Below are 15,084 nucleotides of genomic sequence, written 5' to 3'. Positions count from 1 at the left end.
CCGGACCATGGCCGCCAAACTCGACCACTCCGGCGGAGACGAACTCGCCGAAACGCACGAGATCAACGTCACGCCGTTCATCGACGTGATCCTCGTGCTGCTGATCATTTTCATGGTGGCGGCGCCGCTGGCTACGGTGGACGTCGGCGTCGATCTGCCGTCGTCGAATGCGGCGCGCCAGCAGCGGCCGGACAAGCCGGTTTATCTCACGGTGAAATCCGATCTGAAGCTCGCGCTCGGCTCCGAGATGCTGGATCAGACGCAGCTCGGCGCGGCGCTCCAGCGCGCGACCAACGGCGACCGCGAACAGCGCGTGTTCCTGCGCGCCGACAAGTCCGTGCCCTATGGCGAGCTGATGAAGGTGATGAACGACCTGAGGCGCGCGGGCTATCTCAAGATCGCGCTCGTGGCGCTGGAGAGCGTCGGCCCCGATGGCGGCCGTTGACGGCCTGAACCTTGGCGCGCCTGACGGAGGCGCGGACTGGAAGCGTTGGTCGCTCGCCGGCGCGGCCGTGCTCGCGCTCCATCTCGGCGTCGTCGCCATGCTCAGGCAGACCGAAACGGTTGGCGGCGACTTCTCAGCGCAGACCGCAATCGAGATGGACCTGACCCCGCCGCCTTCGGGCGAGGCTCAGAAGGTCGAAGCCGGCGCGAACGCCGACCAGGTCGCAAACGAAGAGACCCCTCCCGCCGAGCCCGAACAGCTCGAGGAGGTGCAGGACGACACGACGCCGCCCGACCAGCTAGAGCCGGTGACCGCGGAGACCACGCCAACCGAAGACGTGCAGGAGGCGCAGCCGATCGAGACGCCGGAGGTCGCCGCCGACGACGTGGTGACGCCGAACGACGTCCAGGCCGCGGTCTCGCTGCCCCCGGAACGGACTGTCGTCGCGCAGGAAGAGACGCCGACGCCGCGCAAGGAGCGGGTCAAGGCGCCGCCGAAGCGCGAGCCGGTCAAGGAAGTGAAGCGCGAGAAGCCCGTCGACAAGCCGGTAGCGAAGCCCCGGACGGTCGCGTCCCAGGCCGGAGGTTCGGGCGGGGCGGCGAGCAGCCCCGGCGCCGCCGCTGCGGCGGCCGCAAGCTACGGGTCTCAGGTACGGTCCGCAGTTGCGTCGCAGAAGCGCTCGGGCACGAGTTTCACCGGACGCGCCAGCGTGACCTTCGTCGTGAATCGCGCGGGGCGGGTGTCGAGCGTTTCCGCATCTGGTCCGCCGGAGGCGGCGGCGGAAGCGCAGGCGATGGTGCGGCGCGCGTCGTTGCCCCCGATGCCGCCGGAGATGACGGGCGCCTCGAAGACCTACACTCTGCCGGTCAACTTCACGACGCGGTGACGGCCCTCAAAGGTCGGTCGGCGACTTGGTAGCCGCGGCAGACTTCGACTGGTCATTCTTCGGCAGCTTCTGCGCGATGCCGTAAAGCCGCTCGCGGCGGTCCATCTCGTCGAAGACGTCCTGCGGCGTAACGTCCGTGGCCGACCAGAGCACGACGAGATTGTAGATGAGGTCCGCGCTTTCGAGGATCAGCGCCTCGCGGGCCCCGGTTACGGCCTCGATCGCGACTTCGGCGGCCTCTTCGGCCACCTTCTTCGCCATCTTAGGCAGGCCTTCCTGGCGTAGCTTCGCCGTGCGCGAGAGAGCCGGATCGCCATCGCTCGCTTGGCAGGCCTTGAACAGGCGTTCGATCGAATCAGACATGGCTGCGCGGTGGGTCCGGCTGATCCCGACTGAGACGACGGGTGGTTGACGAAGGATTGAGATAGGGCTCCTCGGAACTCTGTGGATACCCCCGAAGACCGAAGATCGCCCATCTACGCTCCGCACGACCATGACGGATCGCCCGAAACGCCCTATAGTACGTTCGATCGACGGGCGAGCAGCGCATCAAGCGGTCGCCCGCCACACCCTCCGGACGCTCTATGCCTCTCCTCGACATCGCCGTTCTCTTGGGCCTCGTGCTCCTGAACGGTTTCTTCGCCATGTCGGAGTTGGCGGTCGTCTCCTCCCGCAGACCGCGCCTGAAAATGCTGGCGGAGTCGGGCAATGCCGGCGCGGAGCGGGCGATCAAGCTTGCGGACGACCCGTCCAGCTTCCTGTCGTCGGTTCAAATCGGCATCACGCTGATCGCGATCCTGACCGGCGTCGTCGGCGAGGCGTCGTTCGCCGATCCCGTCGCTGGCCTGCTCGCTGCGATCACGCCGCTAGACGACTACGTTCGGCCCGTGTCGAGCGCGCTCGTCGTTATGGCCATAGGCGGCCTGTCGCTGATCATGGGCGAGCTCGTGCCCAAGCGCATCGCGCTATCCAATCCCGAGCCCATCGCGGCCTATGTCGCCGGGCCGATGACGGTTCTGGCGCTCGTGGGCCGACCGGTCGTGGTCTTCCTGAACGTCGTGTCTGCGGTCACCCTCAAGCTGCTGCGCGTGAAGGAGCAGGACGGCTCCAACGTCACCGAAGAGGAGGTGCGCTCGGTCATCGCAGAAGGCGTAGCCGCGGGCTCCATCGAGCCGGTCGAAAAGCGCATGATCGAAGGCGTGCTCGGCCTCGCCGACCGGCCTGTGCGCTCCATCATGACCCCGCGCCGCGAGGTGTTCTGGGTCGACATCACAGACGACCTCGAAACCATCAAGACCGAGCTCGCCGAAAGCCCGTTCTCGCGCATCGTCGTGGGCAAAGAGGGGTCGGTCGACGACCCCGTGGGCATCCTGCACAAAAAGGACGTCCTGGCCTCGATGATCGCCGGCCGGTCCTTCGACGTCGCGACCGAGGTCAAGGACCCGCTTTACGTCCCCGAGGGCGCCTCGGCGTTGTCGTTGCTCGAGCTGTTCAAGTCGCAGCCCTCCTCCACCGCCTTCGTGGTCGACGAGTTCGGCGGGTTTGAGGGCATCGTGACCTCGCACGACGTGCTCGGCGCCATCGCCGGCGCGATGCCCGAGGAGCACGAGCGCCCCGAGGACCAGGACATCCGCCGTCGCGAGGACGGCAGCTACATGGTCGACGGTCGCGCCTCGCTCGACGTCATCATCGACACCTTCGCGGTGCCCGTGCCGCAGGGCGAGTTCCACACCGCGGCGGGGCTCGTGATCGCCGAACTCGGCCGCATCCCCATCGAAGGCGACACGATCGACTTCGGTGGCTGGACGGTCGAGGTGATCGACATGGACGGTCCGCGCGTCGACAAGCTGATGTTCCGCGCCAAGGGCGCGGAAGTGGGCGAGACGCCCGCCGGCGTCGGCGTCTGAAAGCAGGCAGACGTGACTCCGCCGCCGCTGCTGCGCGAGGCCGACCGCGCCGCCTTCGAAGCCGCTTTCGCGGTGCTCGCCGAAGCGGCGCTCGCCGGTGCGCCCAGCCCGACGCCGCTCATCCCGGGAAGGCCAGGCCCTCTCGTGTTGACCCAAGAGGGCGCGGCGCTCGAGGACGTTCTGGCGGAGATGATCGGCGAGGTGCTGCCGCGCGCGGCCCGTGGCGACCATCCCCGAGCCTTCGGCTTTACGCCCAGTCCCGCAAGTCCGCTGTCGCGGCTTGGCGACCTGCTCGCCTCAACGTTCAATCCGCATGCCGGCGCCTGGCCGCAAGCCGAGGGGCCGCTCGCCGTCGAACGCGCGATGATCCGCTTCATGGCGGACGCCGGGGGGTTTCCGGAGAGCGCCGGCGGGTTGTTCCTGGCCGGCGGTTCGGCCGCCAACCTGACCGCGGTCGTCGCCGCGCGCGAAGCGCGGCTTGGCCCCGACGACACGGCGCGCGGCGTCGCCTATCTCTCCGAAGAGACCCACGTCTCCGCCTTGAAGGCGCTGAGGATCGCCGGAATCCCTGACGCCCGCATCCGCCGTGTGGCCTTGAGCGACAACATGGCGATGGAGCCGACGGCGCTTGCGGCTGCGGTGGAAACCGACCTCGCAGCCGGCCTAAAGCCGTTCATCGTGATCGCCACGGCGGGCTCGACCCGCTCCGGCGCCGTCGATCCGCTGCCGGCGATCGCCGACATCTGCGAGCCTCATGGACTCTGGCTTCATGTCGACGGCGCGCTGGGAGGGTCCGCGCTGCTGTCGCCTGCTCACCGGCATTTGCTGGCGGGCGTCGAACGCGCGGATTCGCTCGGCTGGGACGCGCACAAATGGCTGTTCCAGACGTATGGTTGCGCCGCGCTGCTCGTGCGCGACCAGGAGACGCTGCGGCGCGCCTTCGCCGTCGGTCCGGCCTATCTCGAGGATGCGGCTGCAGGCGAGGGCGAGGTCAACGCCTGGGACCTCGGCCCCGAAATGACCCGGCCCGCCCGCGCTCTCAAGCTTTGGCTGACGCTGCGCGTGATGGGAACGCAGGCAGTCGGCTCAGCGGTCGCCCATGGCTTCCAGCTCGTGGAATGGGCTGAGGCCGCGTTGGGCGAGACGCCTGGCTGGAAGGTCGTCTCGCCCGCGCGGATGGCGACGCTGCTGTTCCGCTTCGAGGATTGCGAGGAAGATGAGCGCGACGCCGTCAACGCAGCGGCGGCGCGCCGGCTGCTCGACGACGGCTACGCCAGCGTGGGGACCGCGCGCGTCGATGGCCGGCTGACGCTGAGGATCTGCGCGCTGCACCCGGAAGCGACCGAAGACGACATGCGTGAGACGGTGCGGAGACTGGACAGGTTCGCGCGGGAGGCGGCCGAAGCCCGACCATCATCCCGGCCGCAGCGAAGCGGAGAGCCGGGATCGTGCGCAGAGTGAGCGCCATTTCGGAGGACGATCCCGGATCGGCCTGATGGCCGTCCGGGATGACAAGCCTCGACCCGAAGGCCGATCCTCACGCCCAGGGGCGCTCGGCCGCGAGCTTCTGCTCGAACCCCGTTATCGAGTCGGCCTTCTGCATCGTGAGACCGATATCGTCGAGGCCCTCGATCAGGCAGCGCTTACGGAAGGGATCAATGTCGAACCTGACGACGCCGCCGTCCGGGCCGTGGATTTCCTGGGCCGGCAGGTCGATCGTCAGCCGCGCGTTCGAGCCGCGCTCGGCGTCGTCCAACAGCTTGGCGTGGTCTTCCGGCGAGACCACGATCGGCAGAATGCCGTTCTTGAAGCAATTGTTGTAGAAGATATCGGCGAACGAGGTGGAGATCACGCAGCGGATGCCCTTGTCGAGCAGCGCCCAGGGCGCATGCTCGCGCGACGAGCCGCAGCCGAAATTGTCGCCCGCGACGAGGATCTCGGCGTTGGCGTAAGCGGGCTTGTTCAGTACGAAGTCCGGGTTGGCGGAACCGTCGGCGTTATAGCGCAGTTCGGAGAACAAGCCGGCGCCGAGACCAGTCCGCTTGATGGTCTTCAGGTACTGCTTGGGAATGATCATGTCGGTATCGATGTTGATCATCGGCAGCGGGGCGGCTACGCCCGTCAGCGTGACGAACTTCTGCATTTCGCGTCTCCTGATGCGAACGTCATGCTCCCGCCGGAAAGCGCGGTCAAGCCGCGGACACTGCAAGCCTCTCCTTCAATTCCAGCCGGTTTTAAAGCGCCTTCAGCAGCATGATCTTTTCAGTCCACATTCCGAAGACCGCCGGCACCAGCTTCCGCAATGCGCTCAAGGAGCGCTACGGAGACCGGCTCGCGCTGTATTACGGTCCGAACGACCCGGCCACGCATCCGCTGCTCAAGGTTTCCCGAAGGGCGCTGGCCGATCAGGTGCCGGCTCTCGAGAGCGCGGGGATCGAGGTCCTGCACGGCCATTATACGCTCGATACGGTCAAGGACGCGGTAGACGATCCGTCGCGGCAGGTGATCACCTGGCTGCGAGATCCTATCGACAGGCTGGTCTCCCATTACTCGTTCATCAAGGAGCGGCCGACCAAATGGGCCTTCGACAAGGAGATCAAGTCCGGGGCGCTGCCGCTCGTCAGCTTCGCGCGCAAGCGCAGGATCCGGAACATGGCGACGCGTTATCTCGGCGGATACGCGCTTGAGGACCTCGCCTTTGTCGGCGTGACGGAGCGCTTCGAGCTCGGCCTCGCCATGCTGTTCGGCGAGGAGGCGCCTGTGCTCAGCCGCCGCTACAATGCGGTGAGCGAGCTGGTCGACGTGAGCCCGCGCACGCGCCAGAAGCTCTATGCGCTGAACATCGCCGACATCAGGCTTTACGGCGAGGCCTGCCGCCTGATGATGGACCGTGTCGCCGCCTCTAAGGCCGTTATCATGCCGCCGAGGCCCGAGATCGCCGGAACCGGCGTCGTGCGCCGCCTGATCCGCCGAGCCCAGATCTGACGCCTCAGCGCAGGACGTAGGTGGCTTCCTCGACGTATGGGCCGCCGCCGACCGAGTCCCGCGAGGAGTAGAGCACGAACCGCTCTGCGCGGAAGGACAGGCGCGTTGGTCCGCCGCGCAGCCCGAGATAGTCCGCCACTGCCCTGGAAGATGCGTCGCGCAGCCGCGCCAGGGTCACGTGCGGCGTGAAGTTGCGCCGCTCCGGCTCCAGTCCTGCGCGCCGCATCAGGCGCTCGTGCTCGGCCTGCAACTCCGTCAGCGCCGTCGAGGGCTTCACTCGCGCGATCAGCGCCCTCGGCCGAGAGCCGCCGAAGACGTCGATCCCCTCGATCGTGACGTCGAACGGCGCGCGCCTGACATGGCCGAGCAGATAGGAGGCTTCACGCGCGGTCTCGTCATCCACGTCGCCGAGGAAGCGAAGCGTGACGTGGTAATTCTCGACGTCGATCCAGCGCGCGCCGGAGAGGCCGCCGCGATAGGTCGCGAGGGCGGCCCCAATGTCTTCCGGGATTTCGATGGCGGTGAAGAGACGCGGCACGGCGGGGCTCTGGAGGCGGGCCCTTACGAAAGGCCGCGCCGTCAGGTGTTTCAAGTCGGGAACGCCGATCTTAACAGCGTAAGTTGGAGCGCCCGCGCGTCACCCGCCTTTGATCTGGTCGAGAAACTGTTCGACGCTCGGCAGGATCCCGGCCACGATCTTGTCAACGCCTTTCGCGTTCGGGTGGACGCCGTCCTGCAAGGCGAGCGAGCGATCGCCCGCCACGCCTTCGAGGAAGAACGGGTAGAGGACGAGCCCGCGGGATTTCGCAAGGTCCGGGTAGATCGACTCGAACGCCTCGATGTAATCCGGCCCTAGGTTTCTCAGCGCCTTCATGCCGGCCAGCATCGCCGGGATTTTTCGGGCGGCGAGCCTATCCAGAACGCGGGTCAACGCAGCGCGGGTGATCTTGGGATCGACCCCGCGGAGCATGTCGTTGGCGCCGAGCTCGACGATCACGCCCTGCGTGCCCTCCGGCACGGACCAGTCCACGCGGTCGGCGCCGCCCGTCGCCGTATCCCCCGAAACGCCCGCGTTTCCTACGATGACGTCCCGCCCGCGCGCCTTCAGTGCCGCCTGAAGCTTCGCGGTGAAGCCTTCGTTCGCCGGGAGCCCGTAGCCCGCGGTCAGGCTGTCGCCCAAGGCGACGAGCTTGACGGGCGCGGCTGCCCGGACCGGCGAGCCCATCACGCCTGCGAGAGAAGCGGCGATCGCCGCTGAGACCAGACGCCGCGAAGGGTGGCGTGCGGCGTTGTCGTGAATATATCGCGATGCGGCGCCGGCCTTCTTCGCGCGCTCATTTTGCGTCGGAAACCTCATGTCGGCTGTCGAACTCCAGGGCGTCGAGCTCTCGCTGGGCCAGGGCGCAGCGCGGGTGCACATTCTCAAAGGCGTCAGCCTCGTCATCGAGCGCGGCGAAACGATCGGCCTCGTCGGCCCGTCCGGCTCCGGAAAATCCACGCTGCTGATGACGATCGCGGGACTGGAACGCCCCGACGGCGGTTCCGTTCACGCGCTCGGCCAGGACCTCGTCTCGTTGAACGAGGACGGGCTTGCGCGCTTCCGTGGACGGAACATAGGGGTGGTGTTCCAATCCTTCCATCTCATCCCGACCATGACGGCGCTCGAAAACGTCGCGACGCCGCTCGAGCTCGCCGGCGAGCCGAACGCGTTCGAGCGCGCCCGCGCCGAACTCGCCGCCGTCGGCCTCGCCGATCGCGCCGAGCACAGGCCAGCGGAACTGTCGGGCGGCGAGCAGCAGCGCGTCGCGCTTGCCCGGGCGCTGGTTTCGAGGCCCGCGATCCTGGTCGCCGATGAGCCCACCGGCAATCTCGACGAGACGACCGGCCGACAGATCGCCGATCTGCTGTTCGAGAAGACCGCTGAGCGTAACGCGACGCTCATCATCGTGACCCACGACAACGCGCTCGCCGCGCGTTGCGGCCGCACGATCCGCCTTCGCTCCGGCCGCATCGAGCCTGCAGAGCGGGCGGCGTGAGCGCGCGTCACCACGCTGCGTGCTTCGAGGCGCCGTCCTCCGGACGGCTCCTCAGCATGAGGAAGGTCTGCGTTCTTTGACCCTCAACGTCCCCCATGCCGAGGAGCCCACGACAGCGGGCGTCTCGAAGCGCGAACACTTTTTTCGTTCTCCCCTCGTGCTGCGGCTCGCCGCGCGCGAATTGCGCGGCGGGATCCGCGGCTTCGCGGTCTTCCTGCTCTGCCTGGCGCTCGGCGTCGCGGCGATCGCGGGCGTCGGTTCGCTCGCGCGCGGACTGACTGAAGGACTGGCGCGCGAGGGCCGCACGATCCTCGGCGGGGACGCATCGTTCTCGTTGATGAACCGGGAGGCGACCGACGCTGAAAAGGCCGCGGTCGCGAGCCACGGCAGGGTAGCGACCGTCGTCACGCTCCGTTCGATGGCGCGGGTCGCGTCCGGCGACGCCGCTTTGGTCGAGCTCAAGGCGGTCGACGCCTCCTGGCCCATGGTAGGACAGGCGACGCTCGAGCCGGCCCGCCCTCTGCCGGAGCTCACCGGCCAGGCGAACGGCTCCTGGGGCGCCGCTGTCGATCCCGCTCTGCTCGCGCGCCTCGGCCTCAAGGTCGGCGACCACCTCACGATCGGATCGTCGAGCTTCGAAATCCGCGCGACGCTCGCGAGCGAGCCGGACCGCCTGTCGGAGGGCGTCGGTTTTGGGCCGCGCGTGCTTGTCAGTGAACAGGCGCTGCGGGCGTCGGGGCTTATCCAGCCCGGCGCGCTCATCAAGTGGAGCTACCGGCTCGCGCTTCCCGAAGCGGCGCGGGGAGATGAAGCCGTCACGCGCGCAACGTCGGAGATCGAGCGAGCGGCCCCGGACGCGGCCTTCGAAATTCGCTCGCGCGGCAACGCGGCGCCTCAGCTTGAGCGCAACGTCAACCACTTCACCGAATTTCTCACGATCGTCGGCCTCGCCGCGCTGGTCGTCGGCGGGGTCGGCGTCGCGAACGCCGTGTCGGCCTTTGTCGACCGGAAACGCGAGACGATCGCTGCGCTGAAGAGCGTCGGCGCCTCGGGCTTCACCGTCTTCCTCATTCATCTCGCGCAGGTCGCGGCGCTCGGCGTCCTTGGCGTAGCGATCGGGCTCGTGGTGGGCGTCGCGCTGCCCTTCGCGGCCGCAAGGGCGCTTGAAGGCGTCGCGCCCCTACCGCTGGCGCCGTCGATCTATCCCGAGACGTTGGCGCTTGCGGCGGCCTATGGCGCGCTGGCGGCGCTGGCGTTCGCCGTCTGGCCCCTCGGCCGCACGCACGACGTGCCCGTGGCCGCCTTGTTCCGGGAACAGGTCGCGCCGACCCGGCGCCTGCCGCGGTGGCCCTATGTGGCGGCGACCGCCGCGCTCGCCGTGGCGCTGGCGCTGCTCGCGGTCTACGCCGCCTATGACAGGCGCATCGCCACCATCTTCGTCGGCGCTACGGTCGCGGTCTTCGTCGCGCTCCGGCTGATCGCCTGGGGCATCATGCGGCTCACCGCCCATGCGCCGAGGCCCCGCTCGGCGGAGCTCAGGCTGGCGCTCGCGAATGTCCACCGGCCCGGCGCGCTGACGCCCTCCGTCGTGTTGTCGCTCGGCCTCGGTCTCGTACTCCTGGTGACGCTGACGTTGATCGACAGCTCGATCCGCCGCCAGATCTCCCAGGAGCTGCCGGCGAAGGCCCCGGCCTTCTTCTTCCTTGATATTCCTTCGGGCGAACGCGACCGCTTCGCCGAGACGGTCCGCGCCGCGGCGCCCAAGGCCGAGCTGGCGACGGCCCCAATGCTGCGCGGCTTCATCGTTTCGCTGAAGGGCCAGTCGGCGGACGCGGCCAACGTCGATCCGGAGTATCGCTGGGCGCTGCGCGGCGACCGCGGCGTCACATTCTCGGCCGACGTGCCCGAGGGCTCCAAAATCGTCGACGGAGAATGGTGGCCCAAGGATTATTCCGGGCCGCCGCTGGTCTCGTTTGAGAAGAAGCTCGGCGCAGCTCTGGGTTTGTCCGTCGGCGACGAGATCGGCGTCAACGTGCTCGGCCGCACCATCAACGCCAAGGTTGCGAACTTCCGCGAAGTCTCGTGGGAGACGCTCGGGATCAACTTCTTCATGGTGTTTGCGCCGAACGCCTTCGCCGGCGCGCCTTACATGAACCTCGCGACGCTGACGCTGCCCAACGGCGGCGGCGACAAACAGGAGTTCGCGGTGATGCGCGAGACGACGCAGGCCTTCCCGTCGGTCACGGCGATCCGCGTCAAGGACGCGCTCGCCTCCATCGGCGAAGTCGTACGCAGCCTCGGGCTGGCGATCCGCGCCGCCAGCGGCGTGACGCTGGCGGCCAGCATCCTGGTGCTCGCGGGCGCGCTCGCCGCAGGCCATCGCCGGAGGGTCTACGAGGCGGTGATCCTGAAGACGCTGGGCGCGACGCGCGGGCGGCTGCTGGCGGCGTTCGCCGCGGAATATGCTCTGCTTGGGCTGATCACCGCGATCTTCGGGTTGATCGTCGGCTCGCTTGCCGCATGGGGCCTGACCGCGGGCATCATGGGGATCGATTTCGCGTTCGATCCCCTGGGCGCCGGGCTCGCCGCTGTCGGCGCGCTTCTCCTGACCATCGCCCTAGGTCTCGCGGGCACGTGGCGCGTCCTTGGCGAAAAGCCGGCGCGCCATCTCAGGAACATGTGAGGCTAAACGACAAACGCCGCGGACTTAGCCGCGGCGTTTCGATCAGTTCAGGCTGGCAGCCTTAGTGGAAGACGCCGAGCAGCCAGAGCACGATGATGATCGGCAGCGGAATGCCGATCAGCCAAAGAAGTCCGCCTTTAAGCATAGCGTCGCCTCCCATAATGCGGGAGGGCACCCCTCCCATTCATAACGGCTGACAACGCATAAAGTGGGTCGCCGTTCCGGAGCGGTTCGCGATTCCGTGATTTCTGGTCAGAGCTGGTCGCGCTGGTCGGTGATCAGCCGGGCGCCGCGCTGGAAGGTCGCGAAATCCCACACCCACTTGAACGCCACGGTCAGACGATTGCGAGCGCCGATCAGGAAGTAGATGTGCGCGACGCACCAGACGAGCCAGGCCATCAGCCCGGACATCTCCAGATAGGGCAGCCGCATCACGGCCGAGCGCCGGCCGATCGTCGCAAAATCCCCCTGGTGGCGGTAGTGGAACGCCTTTGGCGGAATCGCCCCGCGCGCTCGCGAGGCGATGACGTCGGCGACGTGCGCGCCCATCTGCTTCGCGGCCGGCGCGATGCCGGGGATCGGCTTGCCGTCCGCCGTCTTGGCGGAGGCCGTGTCACCGATCACGAAAATCTCGGGATGACCGGGCACGCTCAGATCAGGCGTTACGACCACGCGGCCAGCATTGTCGCGCTCGGCCCCGATCCAACGTCCCGCATCCGAGGCGACGACGCCTGCAGCCCAGATCACCGTCGCGGCTTCGATGCGCCCGGCTTCGATATCGACGCCGGTCTCGTCACAATTGGTCACGCGCGTCGAGGTCATGACCTCGACGCCCATCTCCTCGAGCGACTTCTGCGTATAGGCCGACAGCTTTTCGGAGAACGCCGGCAGCACGCGCGGACCAGCCTCGATCAGGATGACGCGGGTCGTGCGCGTCTCGATGCGGCGGAACTCCGACGGCATGACCTGCCGGGCCACCTCGATGATCGCGCCGGCCATCTCGACGCCGGTTGGTCCGGCCCCCACGATCGCGAAGGTCAGCAGCCGCTCGCGCTCCTCCGGGTCGTCTGAGAGCTCGGCGCGCTCGAAGGCGAGCAGCAGGCGGCGGCGGATGATGGTCGCATCCTCGACCCGCTTCAGGCCGGGCGCCGACTTCTCCCATTCGTCATGGCCGAAATAGGAGTGCGTCGCGCCGGTCGCGAGGACCAGTTCGTCATAGGGGAGGGTGATCGTGTCGGCGATCACCCTCTTGTTCTCGACATCCACCGCCTCGACCTTGCCGAGCAGCACGCGGGCGTTCTTCTGCTTGCGCAGGACGTGGCGGATCGGCCAGGCGATGTCGCCGGGCGACAGTTCGGCGGTTGCGACCTGGTAGAGCAACGGCTGGAAGCAGTGGTAATTGTGGCGATCGAGAATGGTGACCTCGACGTCGGCCTTGGCGAGGCTCATCGCGACGGTGAGGCCGCCAAAACCTCCGCCCACGACCACGACCTTTGGGCGGTTCGACGTCGCCACGTCCATCTATTCTGCTCTCCTGCCGCCAAGCCTCTGTAACAGCCGGGCTTCGCCTTATGCTGCGGTCGTTCTCATTAAGAGGGCCTGAAGACGAGCGCCACCCCCGGCTACCTAACGTCGGCCATGTCGTTTTGTCTCAGATTTGCATTCGCCTCGCGCATCCCCCATCTCTGCCCGCACTTGAGGCGCGACGATCACGCGCGCCACACAGGGAGACGCGCATGCTCGCCGGTGACGCCACGACCGCTGCGACGGATGGGTTGATCGTCGCGACGACGACCCAGACCTTCGTGAAGGACGTCGTGCAGGCGTCGACGACCACGCCGGTTCTGGTCGACTTCTGGGCGCCATGGTGCGGCCCGTGCCGCCAGCTCACCCCTGTGCTCGAAAAGGTGGTCAAGGCCGCCGGCGGCAAGGTGAAGCTCGCGACCATGAACATCGACGAGCATCCCCAAATCGCGGGCCAGCTCGGCATCCAGTCCATCCCCGCCGTCATCGCCTTCACCCGCGGGCAGCCGGTCGACGGCTTTATGGGCGCATTGCCCGAGGCGCAGGTGCAGGCTTTCGTCGCTCGCATTCTTGGCGAGGAACTGCCGGACGAGGCGGGCGACATCCTGGCCGAAGCCGACGCGATGCTGGAGGCGGGCGACGCGGCGACCGCGGTCGAACTCTATGCCGCCCTGCTGGAGGCCGAGCCGGAGAACGCCGCGGCGCTCGCGGGACTCGCCGGGGCGCGTCTCGCGACCGGCGACCTCGAAGGGGCCAAGGAGATCGTCGCGGCGGCTTCGCCCACCGACGAGGCCTTCACCGCCGTCAAGGCGCAGATCGAAATCGCCGAACGCGCCGCAGCCGTCGGCGACCTCGCGCCGCTCGAGGCGAGAGTCGCGGCCGATCCCGCCGACCACCGCGCGCGCTTCGACCTCGCGGTCGGCCTCGCCGCCGCGGGCCTGCGCAAGGAGGCGGTCGCTCATCTGCTCGAGATCGTCCGGCGTGACCGGACCTGGGAGGAGGACGGCGCACGCAAGGAGCTCGTCAAGCTGTTCGAAGCCTGGGGCTCGAAGGACGAGCACACGATCGCCGGCCGGAAGCGGCTGTCCTCGCTGCTGTTCTCGTGATCTGATCGCCCATGGCCTCCAACGTCGTTTATCACAAGATCGAAGAGCTGCCGGGCGTCGTCCCGCTCTTCCCACTGCGCGCCGCGCTGCTGCTGCCGCGAGGGGAAATGCCGCTCAATGTGTTCGAGCCGCGGTATCTTTCGATGATCGAGGACGCAATCCGCGGCCACCGCATCATCGGGCTGATCCAGCCGGATCCCGAGACCGCGGAAGACGACGAGCGGCCCGAGCTCGTGAAGATCGGCTGCGCCGGCCGGCTCACCGCCTTCGGCGAGACCGGCGATGGGCGCTATCTCATCACGCTCACCGGCGTCGCCCGGTTCAGGATCGTCGAGGAGCTCAGCGTAGTGACGCCCTATCGTCAGGCGCGCGTCGCATTCGACGACTATGTCGCGGACCTCGCTCCAGGCGAGGGCCAGGACGACGTCGACCGCGAGGCGCTGCTGAAGACGCTCAAGGATTACCTCGAAGCCAACAGCCTTGAGGCCGACTGGGACGGCATTCGCCGGGCGCCGAACGAGGCGCTGGTCAACGCGCTCGCCATGATGAGCCCGTTCGGCCCGCGCGAGAAGCAGGCGCTGCTGGAGGCCGCCGACCTCAAGGCGCGCGCCGAGATATTGGTCGCGGTCACCGAAATGGATCTTGCCCGCGCGAAGGGAGACGCGAGTTCGTCGCTGCAATGACAGACGCCCCCGATAGCCACCGCCGCGCGAGCGGAGTCGACCCGAAGCTGCTCGAGATCCTGGTCTGCCCGCTGACGAAGGCGACGCTGACCTATGACGCGGAGCGCCAGGAGCTGATCTCGCGTCCCGCTCGGCTCGCCTACCCCATCCGCGACGGCATCCCGATCATGCTTCCGGACGAGGCGCGCCCGCTCGACGACTGACGACCGTCTCGTCATCCCGGCCGAGCGAAGCGAGAGCCGGGATCGTGCGCAGAACAAACCCCGCCTCAACTTGAGGACGATCCCGGCTTGGCCTAAGCGGCCGTCCGGGGGGATGACGGCAAGCCCAACGAAAAAGGCCCGGAGCGATCCGGGCCTTTATTCATTCCAGCACTGAGATATCCGATTACTCGGCGGCGGCGACCGGCTGCTTGCCCGCCTTCTTCGCCGCGGCCGCGGCCTTCTGACTGCGGTCCTGCTTCTCGACGATGCGGGCCGACTTGCCGCGACGATCGCGCAGGTAATAAAGCTTGGCGCGACGGACCTTGCCGCGGCGCACGACCTTCACGCTGTCGATCATCGGCGAGTAGAACGGGAACACCCGCTCGACGCCTTCGCCGTAGGAAATCTTGCGGACGGTGAAGTTCTCGTTCAGGCCGCCGCCCGAGCGCGCGATCACCACGCCCTCATAGGCCTGCACGCGGACGCGCTCGCCTTCCTTGACCCGCACGTTGACCGTGACGGTGTCGCCGGGGCCAAATTCAGGAATCTGGCGCTTCTCGGCGATCGCGTTCATCTGCTCGCGATCGAGCTGCTCGATAATGTTCATGGCAATGTCTCCGCGTTCC

The 15,084-nt window shown here is 67.8% G+C and carries 16 protein-coding genes; 10 read left to right on the top strand and 6 right to left on the bottom strand.

Annotation, left to right across the window (positions count from 1 at the left end; translation table 11 throughout):
* Positions 1-7: 7 nt before the first annotated feature.
* A complete protein-coding gene (gene exbD, locus EYR15_RS07760; protein WP_131002743.1) occupies positions 8-445 on the top strand; it encodes a TonB system transport protein ExbD in 438 nt (145 codons plus the stop codon).
* Complete coding sequence (locus EYR15_RS07755; RefSeq protein ID WP_131002741.1) at positions 432-1,331, top strand: TonB family protein; 900 nt, start codon at positions 432-434, stop codon at positions 1,329-1,331. Before exbD ends, EYR15_RS07755 begins: the two co-directional genes overlap by 14 nt.
* Positions 1,332-1,337: 6 nt before the next feature.
* Here EYR15_RS07755 and hisE read toward each other — a convergent pair whose 3' ends face one another.
* Positions 1,338-1,694, bottom strand: a complete 357-nt coding sequence (hisE, locus tag EYR15_RS07750; RefSeq protein WP_131002739.1) for a phosphoribosyl-ATP diphosphatase — start codon at positions 1,692-1,694, stop codon at positions 1,338-1,340.
* 221 nt (positions 1,695-1,915) lie between these two features.
* Here hisE and EYR15_RS07745 point away from each other — a divergent pair, with 221 nt between their 5' ends.
* Positions 1,916-3,238, top strand: coding sequence for a hemolysin family protein (locus EYR15_RS07745; RefSeq protein WP_131002737.1), 1,323 nt, complete (start codon positions 1,916-1,918; stop codon positions 3,236-3,238).
* Positions 3,239-3,250: 12 nt separating this feature from the next.
* A complete protein-coding gene (locus tag EYR15_RS07740) occupies positions 3,251-4,699 on the top strand; it encodes a pyridoxal phosphate-dependent decarboxylase family protein (RefSeq protein WP_131002735.1) in 1,449 nt (482 codons plus the stop codon).
* 76 nt (positions 4,700-4,775) lie between these two features.
* Here EYR15_RS07740 and leuD read toward each other — a convergent pair whose 3' ends face one another.
* On the bottom strand, positions 4,776-5,381 hold the full coding sequence (leuD, locus tag EYR15_RS07735; protein WP_131002733.1) for a 3-isopropylmalate dehydratase small subunit: 606 nt from the start codon (positions 5,379-5,381) through the stop codon (positions 4,776-4,778).
* Between the two features lie 110 nt (positions 5,382-5,491).
* Here leuD and EYR15_RS07730 point away from each other — a divergent pair, with 110 nt between their 5' ends.
* Entirely contained in the window at positions 5,492-6,223 is a 732-nt protein-coding gene (locus EYR15_RS07730) for a sulfotransferase family protein (RefSeq protein ID WP_131002732.1), read from the top strand.
* 4 nt (positions 6,224-6,227) lie between these two features.
* On the opposite strand, the gene thpR is transcribed toward EYR15_RS07730, so the two are convergent.
* Both thpR and EYR15_RS07720 read right to left on the bottom strand, forming a co-directional pair.
* Positions 6,228-6,761, bottom strand: coding sequence for an RNA 2',3'-cyclic phosphodiesterase (thpR, locus tag EYR15_RS07725; protein ID WP_131002730.1), 534 nt, complete (start codon positions 6,759-6,761; stop codon positions 6,228-6,230).
* 99 nt (positions 6,762-6,860) lie between these two features.
* Positions 6,861-7,448, bottom strand: a complete 588-nt coding sequence (locus EYR15_RS07720) for an arylesterase (protein WP_131003275.1) — start codon at positions 7,446-7,448, stop codon at positions 6,861-6,863.
* A 130-nt stretch (positions 7,449-7,578) separates the two neighbouring features.
* On the opposite strand from EYR15_RS07720, the gene EYR15_RS07715 reads away from it, so the two are divergent.
* Both EYR15_RS07715 and EYR15_RS07710 read left to right on the top strand, forming a co-directional pair.
* Positions 7,579-8,259, top strand: coding sequence for an ABC transporter ATP-binding protein (locus EYR15_RS07715; RefSeq protein ID WP_131002728.1), 681 nt, complete (start codon positions 7,579-7,581; stop codon positions 8,257-8,259).
* A gap of 76 nt (positions 8,260-8,335) precedes the next feature.
* Complete coding sequence (locus EYR15_RS07710; RefSeq protein ID WP_131002726.1) at positions 8,336-10,942, top strand: ABC transporter permease; 2,607 nt, start codon at positions 8,336-8,338, stop codon at positions 10,940-10,942.
* Positions 10,943-11,194: 252 nt separating this feature from the next.
* Here the strand turns inward: EYR15_RS07710 and EYR15_RS07705 are convergent, their stop codons facing one another.
* The gene (locus EYR15_RS07705; RefSeq protein WP_131002724.1) at positions 11,195-12,463 is read right to left on the bottom strand and encodes an NAD(P)/FAD-dependent oxidoreductase; all 1,269 of its coding nucleotides are present in this window, start codon (positions 12,461-12,463) and stop codon (positions 11,195-11,197) included.
* Positions 12,464-12,678: 215 nt separating this feature from the next.
* Here EYR15_RS07705 and trxA point away from each other — a divergent pair, with 215 nt between their 5' ends.
* Genes trxA through EYR15_RS07690 form a run of 3 tightly spaced genes read left to right on the top strand, consistent with a single transcriptional unit; the run spans position 12,679 to position 14,458 of the window.
* Positions 12,679-13,572, top strand: a complete 894-nt coding sequence (gene trxA, locus EYR15_RS07700) for a thioredoxin (RefSeq protein ID WP_131002722.1) — start codon at positions 12,679-12,681, stop codon at positions 13,570-13,572.
* An 11-nt stretch (positions 13,573-13,583) separates the two neighbouring features.
* Positions 13,584-14,255, top strand: a complete 672-nt coding sequence (locus tag EYR15_RS07695; RefSeq protein ID WP_131002720.1) for an LON peptidase substrate-binding domain-containing protein — start codon at positions 13,584-13,586, stop codon at positions 14,253-14,255.
* Positions 14,252-14,458, top strand: a complete 207-nt coding sequence (locus EYR15_RS07690; RefSeq protein WP_131002718.1) for a Trm112 family protein — start codon at positions 14,252-14,254, stop codon at positions 14,456-14,458. Before EYR15_RS07695 ends, EYR15_RS07690 begins: the two co-directional genes overlap by 4 nt.
* 184 nt (positions 14,459-14,642) lie before the next feature.
* On the opposite strand, the gene rplS is transcribed toward EYR15_RS07690, so the two are convergent.
* Positions 14,643-15,065 carry a 50S ribosomal protein L19 gene (gene rplS, locus EYR15_RS07685; protein WP_131002716.1) on the bottom strand — a complete coding sequence of 141 codons (423 nt, stop codon included), beginning with the start codon at positions 15,063-15,065 and terminating at the stop codon, positions 14,643-14,645.
* Positions 15,066-15,084 lie beyond the last annotated feature (19 nt).

The sequence above is a fragment of the Hansschlegelia quercus genome, from assembly GCF_004310425.1.
Classification (GTDB): domain Bacteria; phylum Pseudomonadota; class Alphaproteobacteria; order Rhizobiales; family Methylopilaceae; genus Methylopila; species Methylopila quercus.
This window is presented reverse-complemented; position numbering and strand designations above follow the sequence as displayed.

Excerpts from the sequence above, each read along its gene's own strand:
- exbD (WP_131002743.1), top strand. The coding sequence starts at position 8 with ATGGCCGCCAAACTCGACCACTCCGGCGGAGACGAACTCGCCGAAACG.
- EYR15_RS07755 (WP_131002741.1), top strand. The coding sequence starts at position 432 with ATGGCGGCCGTTGACGGCCTGAACCTTGGCGCGCCTGACGGAGGCGCG.
- hisE (WP_131002739.1), bottom strand. The coding sequence starts at position 1,694 with ATGTCTGATTCGATCGAACGCCTGTTCAAGGCCTGCCAAGCGAGCGAT.
- EYR15_RS07745 (WP_131002737.1), top strand. The coding sequence starts at position 1,916 with ATGCCTCTCCTCGACATCGCCGTTCTCTTGGGCCTCGTGCTCCTGAAC.
- leuD (WP_131002733.1), bottom strand. The coding sequence starts at position 5,381 with ATGCAGAAGTTCGTCACGCTGACGGGCGTAGCCGCCCCGCTGCCGATG.
- EYR15_RS07730 (WP_131002732.1), top strand. The coding sequence starts at position 5,492 with ATGATCTTTTCAGTCCACATTCCGAAGACCGCCGGCACCAGCTTCCGC.
- EYR15_RS07720 (WP_131003275.1), bottom strand. The coding sequence starts at position 7,448 with ATGGGCTCGCCGGTCCGGGCAGCCGCGCCCGTCAAGCTCGTCGCCTTG.
- EYR15_RS07715 (WP_131002728.1), top strand. The coding sequence starts at position 7,579 with ATGTCGGCTGTCGAACTCCAGGGCGTCGAGCTCTCGCTGGGCCAGGGC.
- EYR15_RS07705 (WP_131002724.1), bottom strand. The coding sequence starts at position 12,463 with ATGGACGTGGCGACGTCGAACCGCCCAAAGGTCGTGGTCGTGGGCGGA.
- trxA (WP_131002722.1), top strand. The coding sequence starts at position 12,679 with ATGCTCGCCGGTGACGCCACGACCGCTGCGACGGATGGGTTGATCGTC.
- EYR15_RS07695 (WP_131002720.1), top strand. The coding sequence starts at position 13,584 with ATGGCCTCCAACGTCGTTTATCACAAGATCGAAGAGCTGCCGGGCGTC.
- EYR15_RS07690 (WP_131002718.1), top strand. The coding sequence starts at position 14,252 with ATGACAGACGCCCCCGATAGCCACCGCCGCGCGAGCGGAGTCGACCCG.
- rplS (WP_131002716.1), bottom strand. The coding sequence starts at position 15,065 with ATGAACATTATCGAGCAGCTCGATCGCGAGCAGATGAACGCGATCGCC.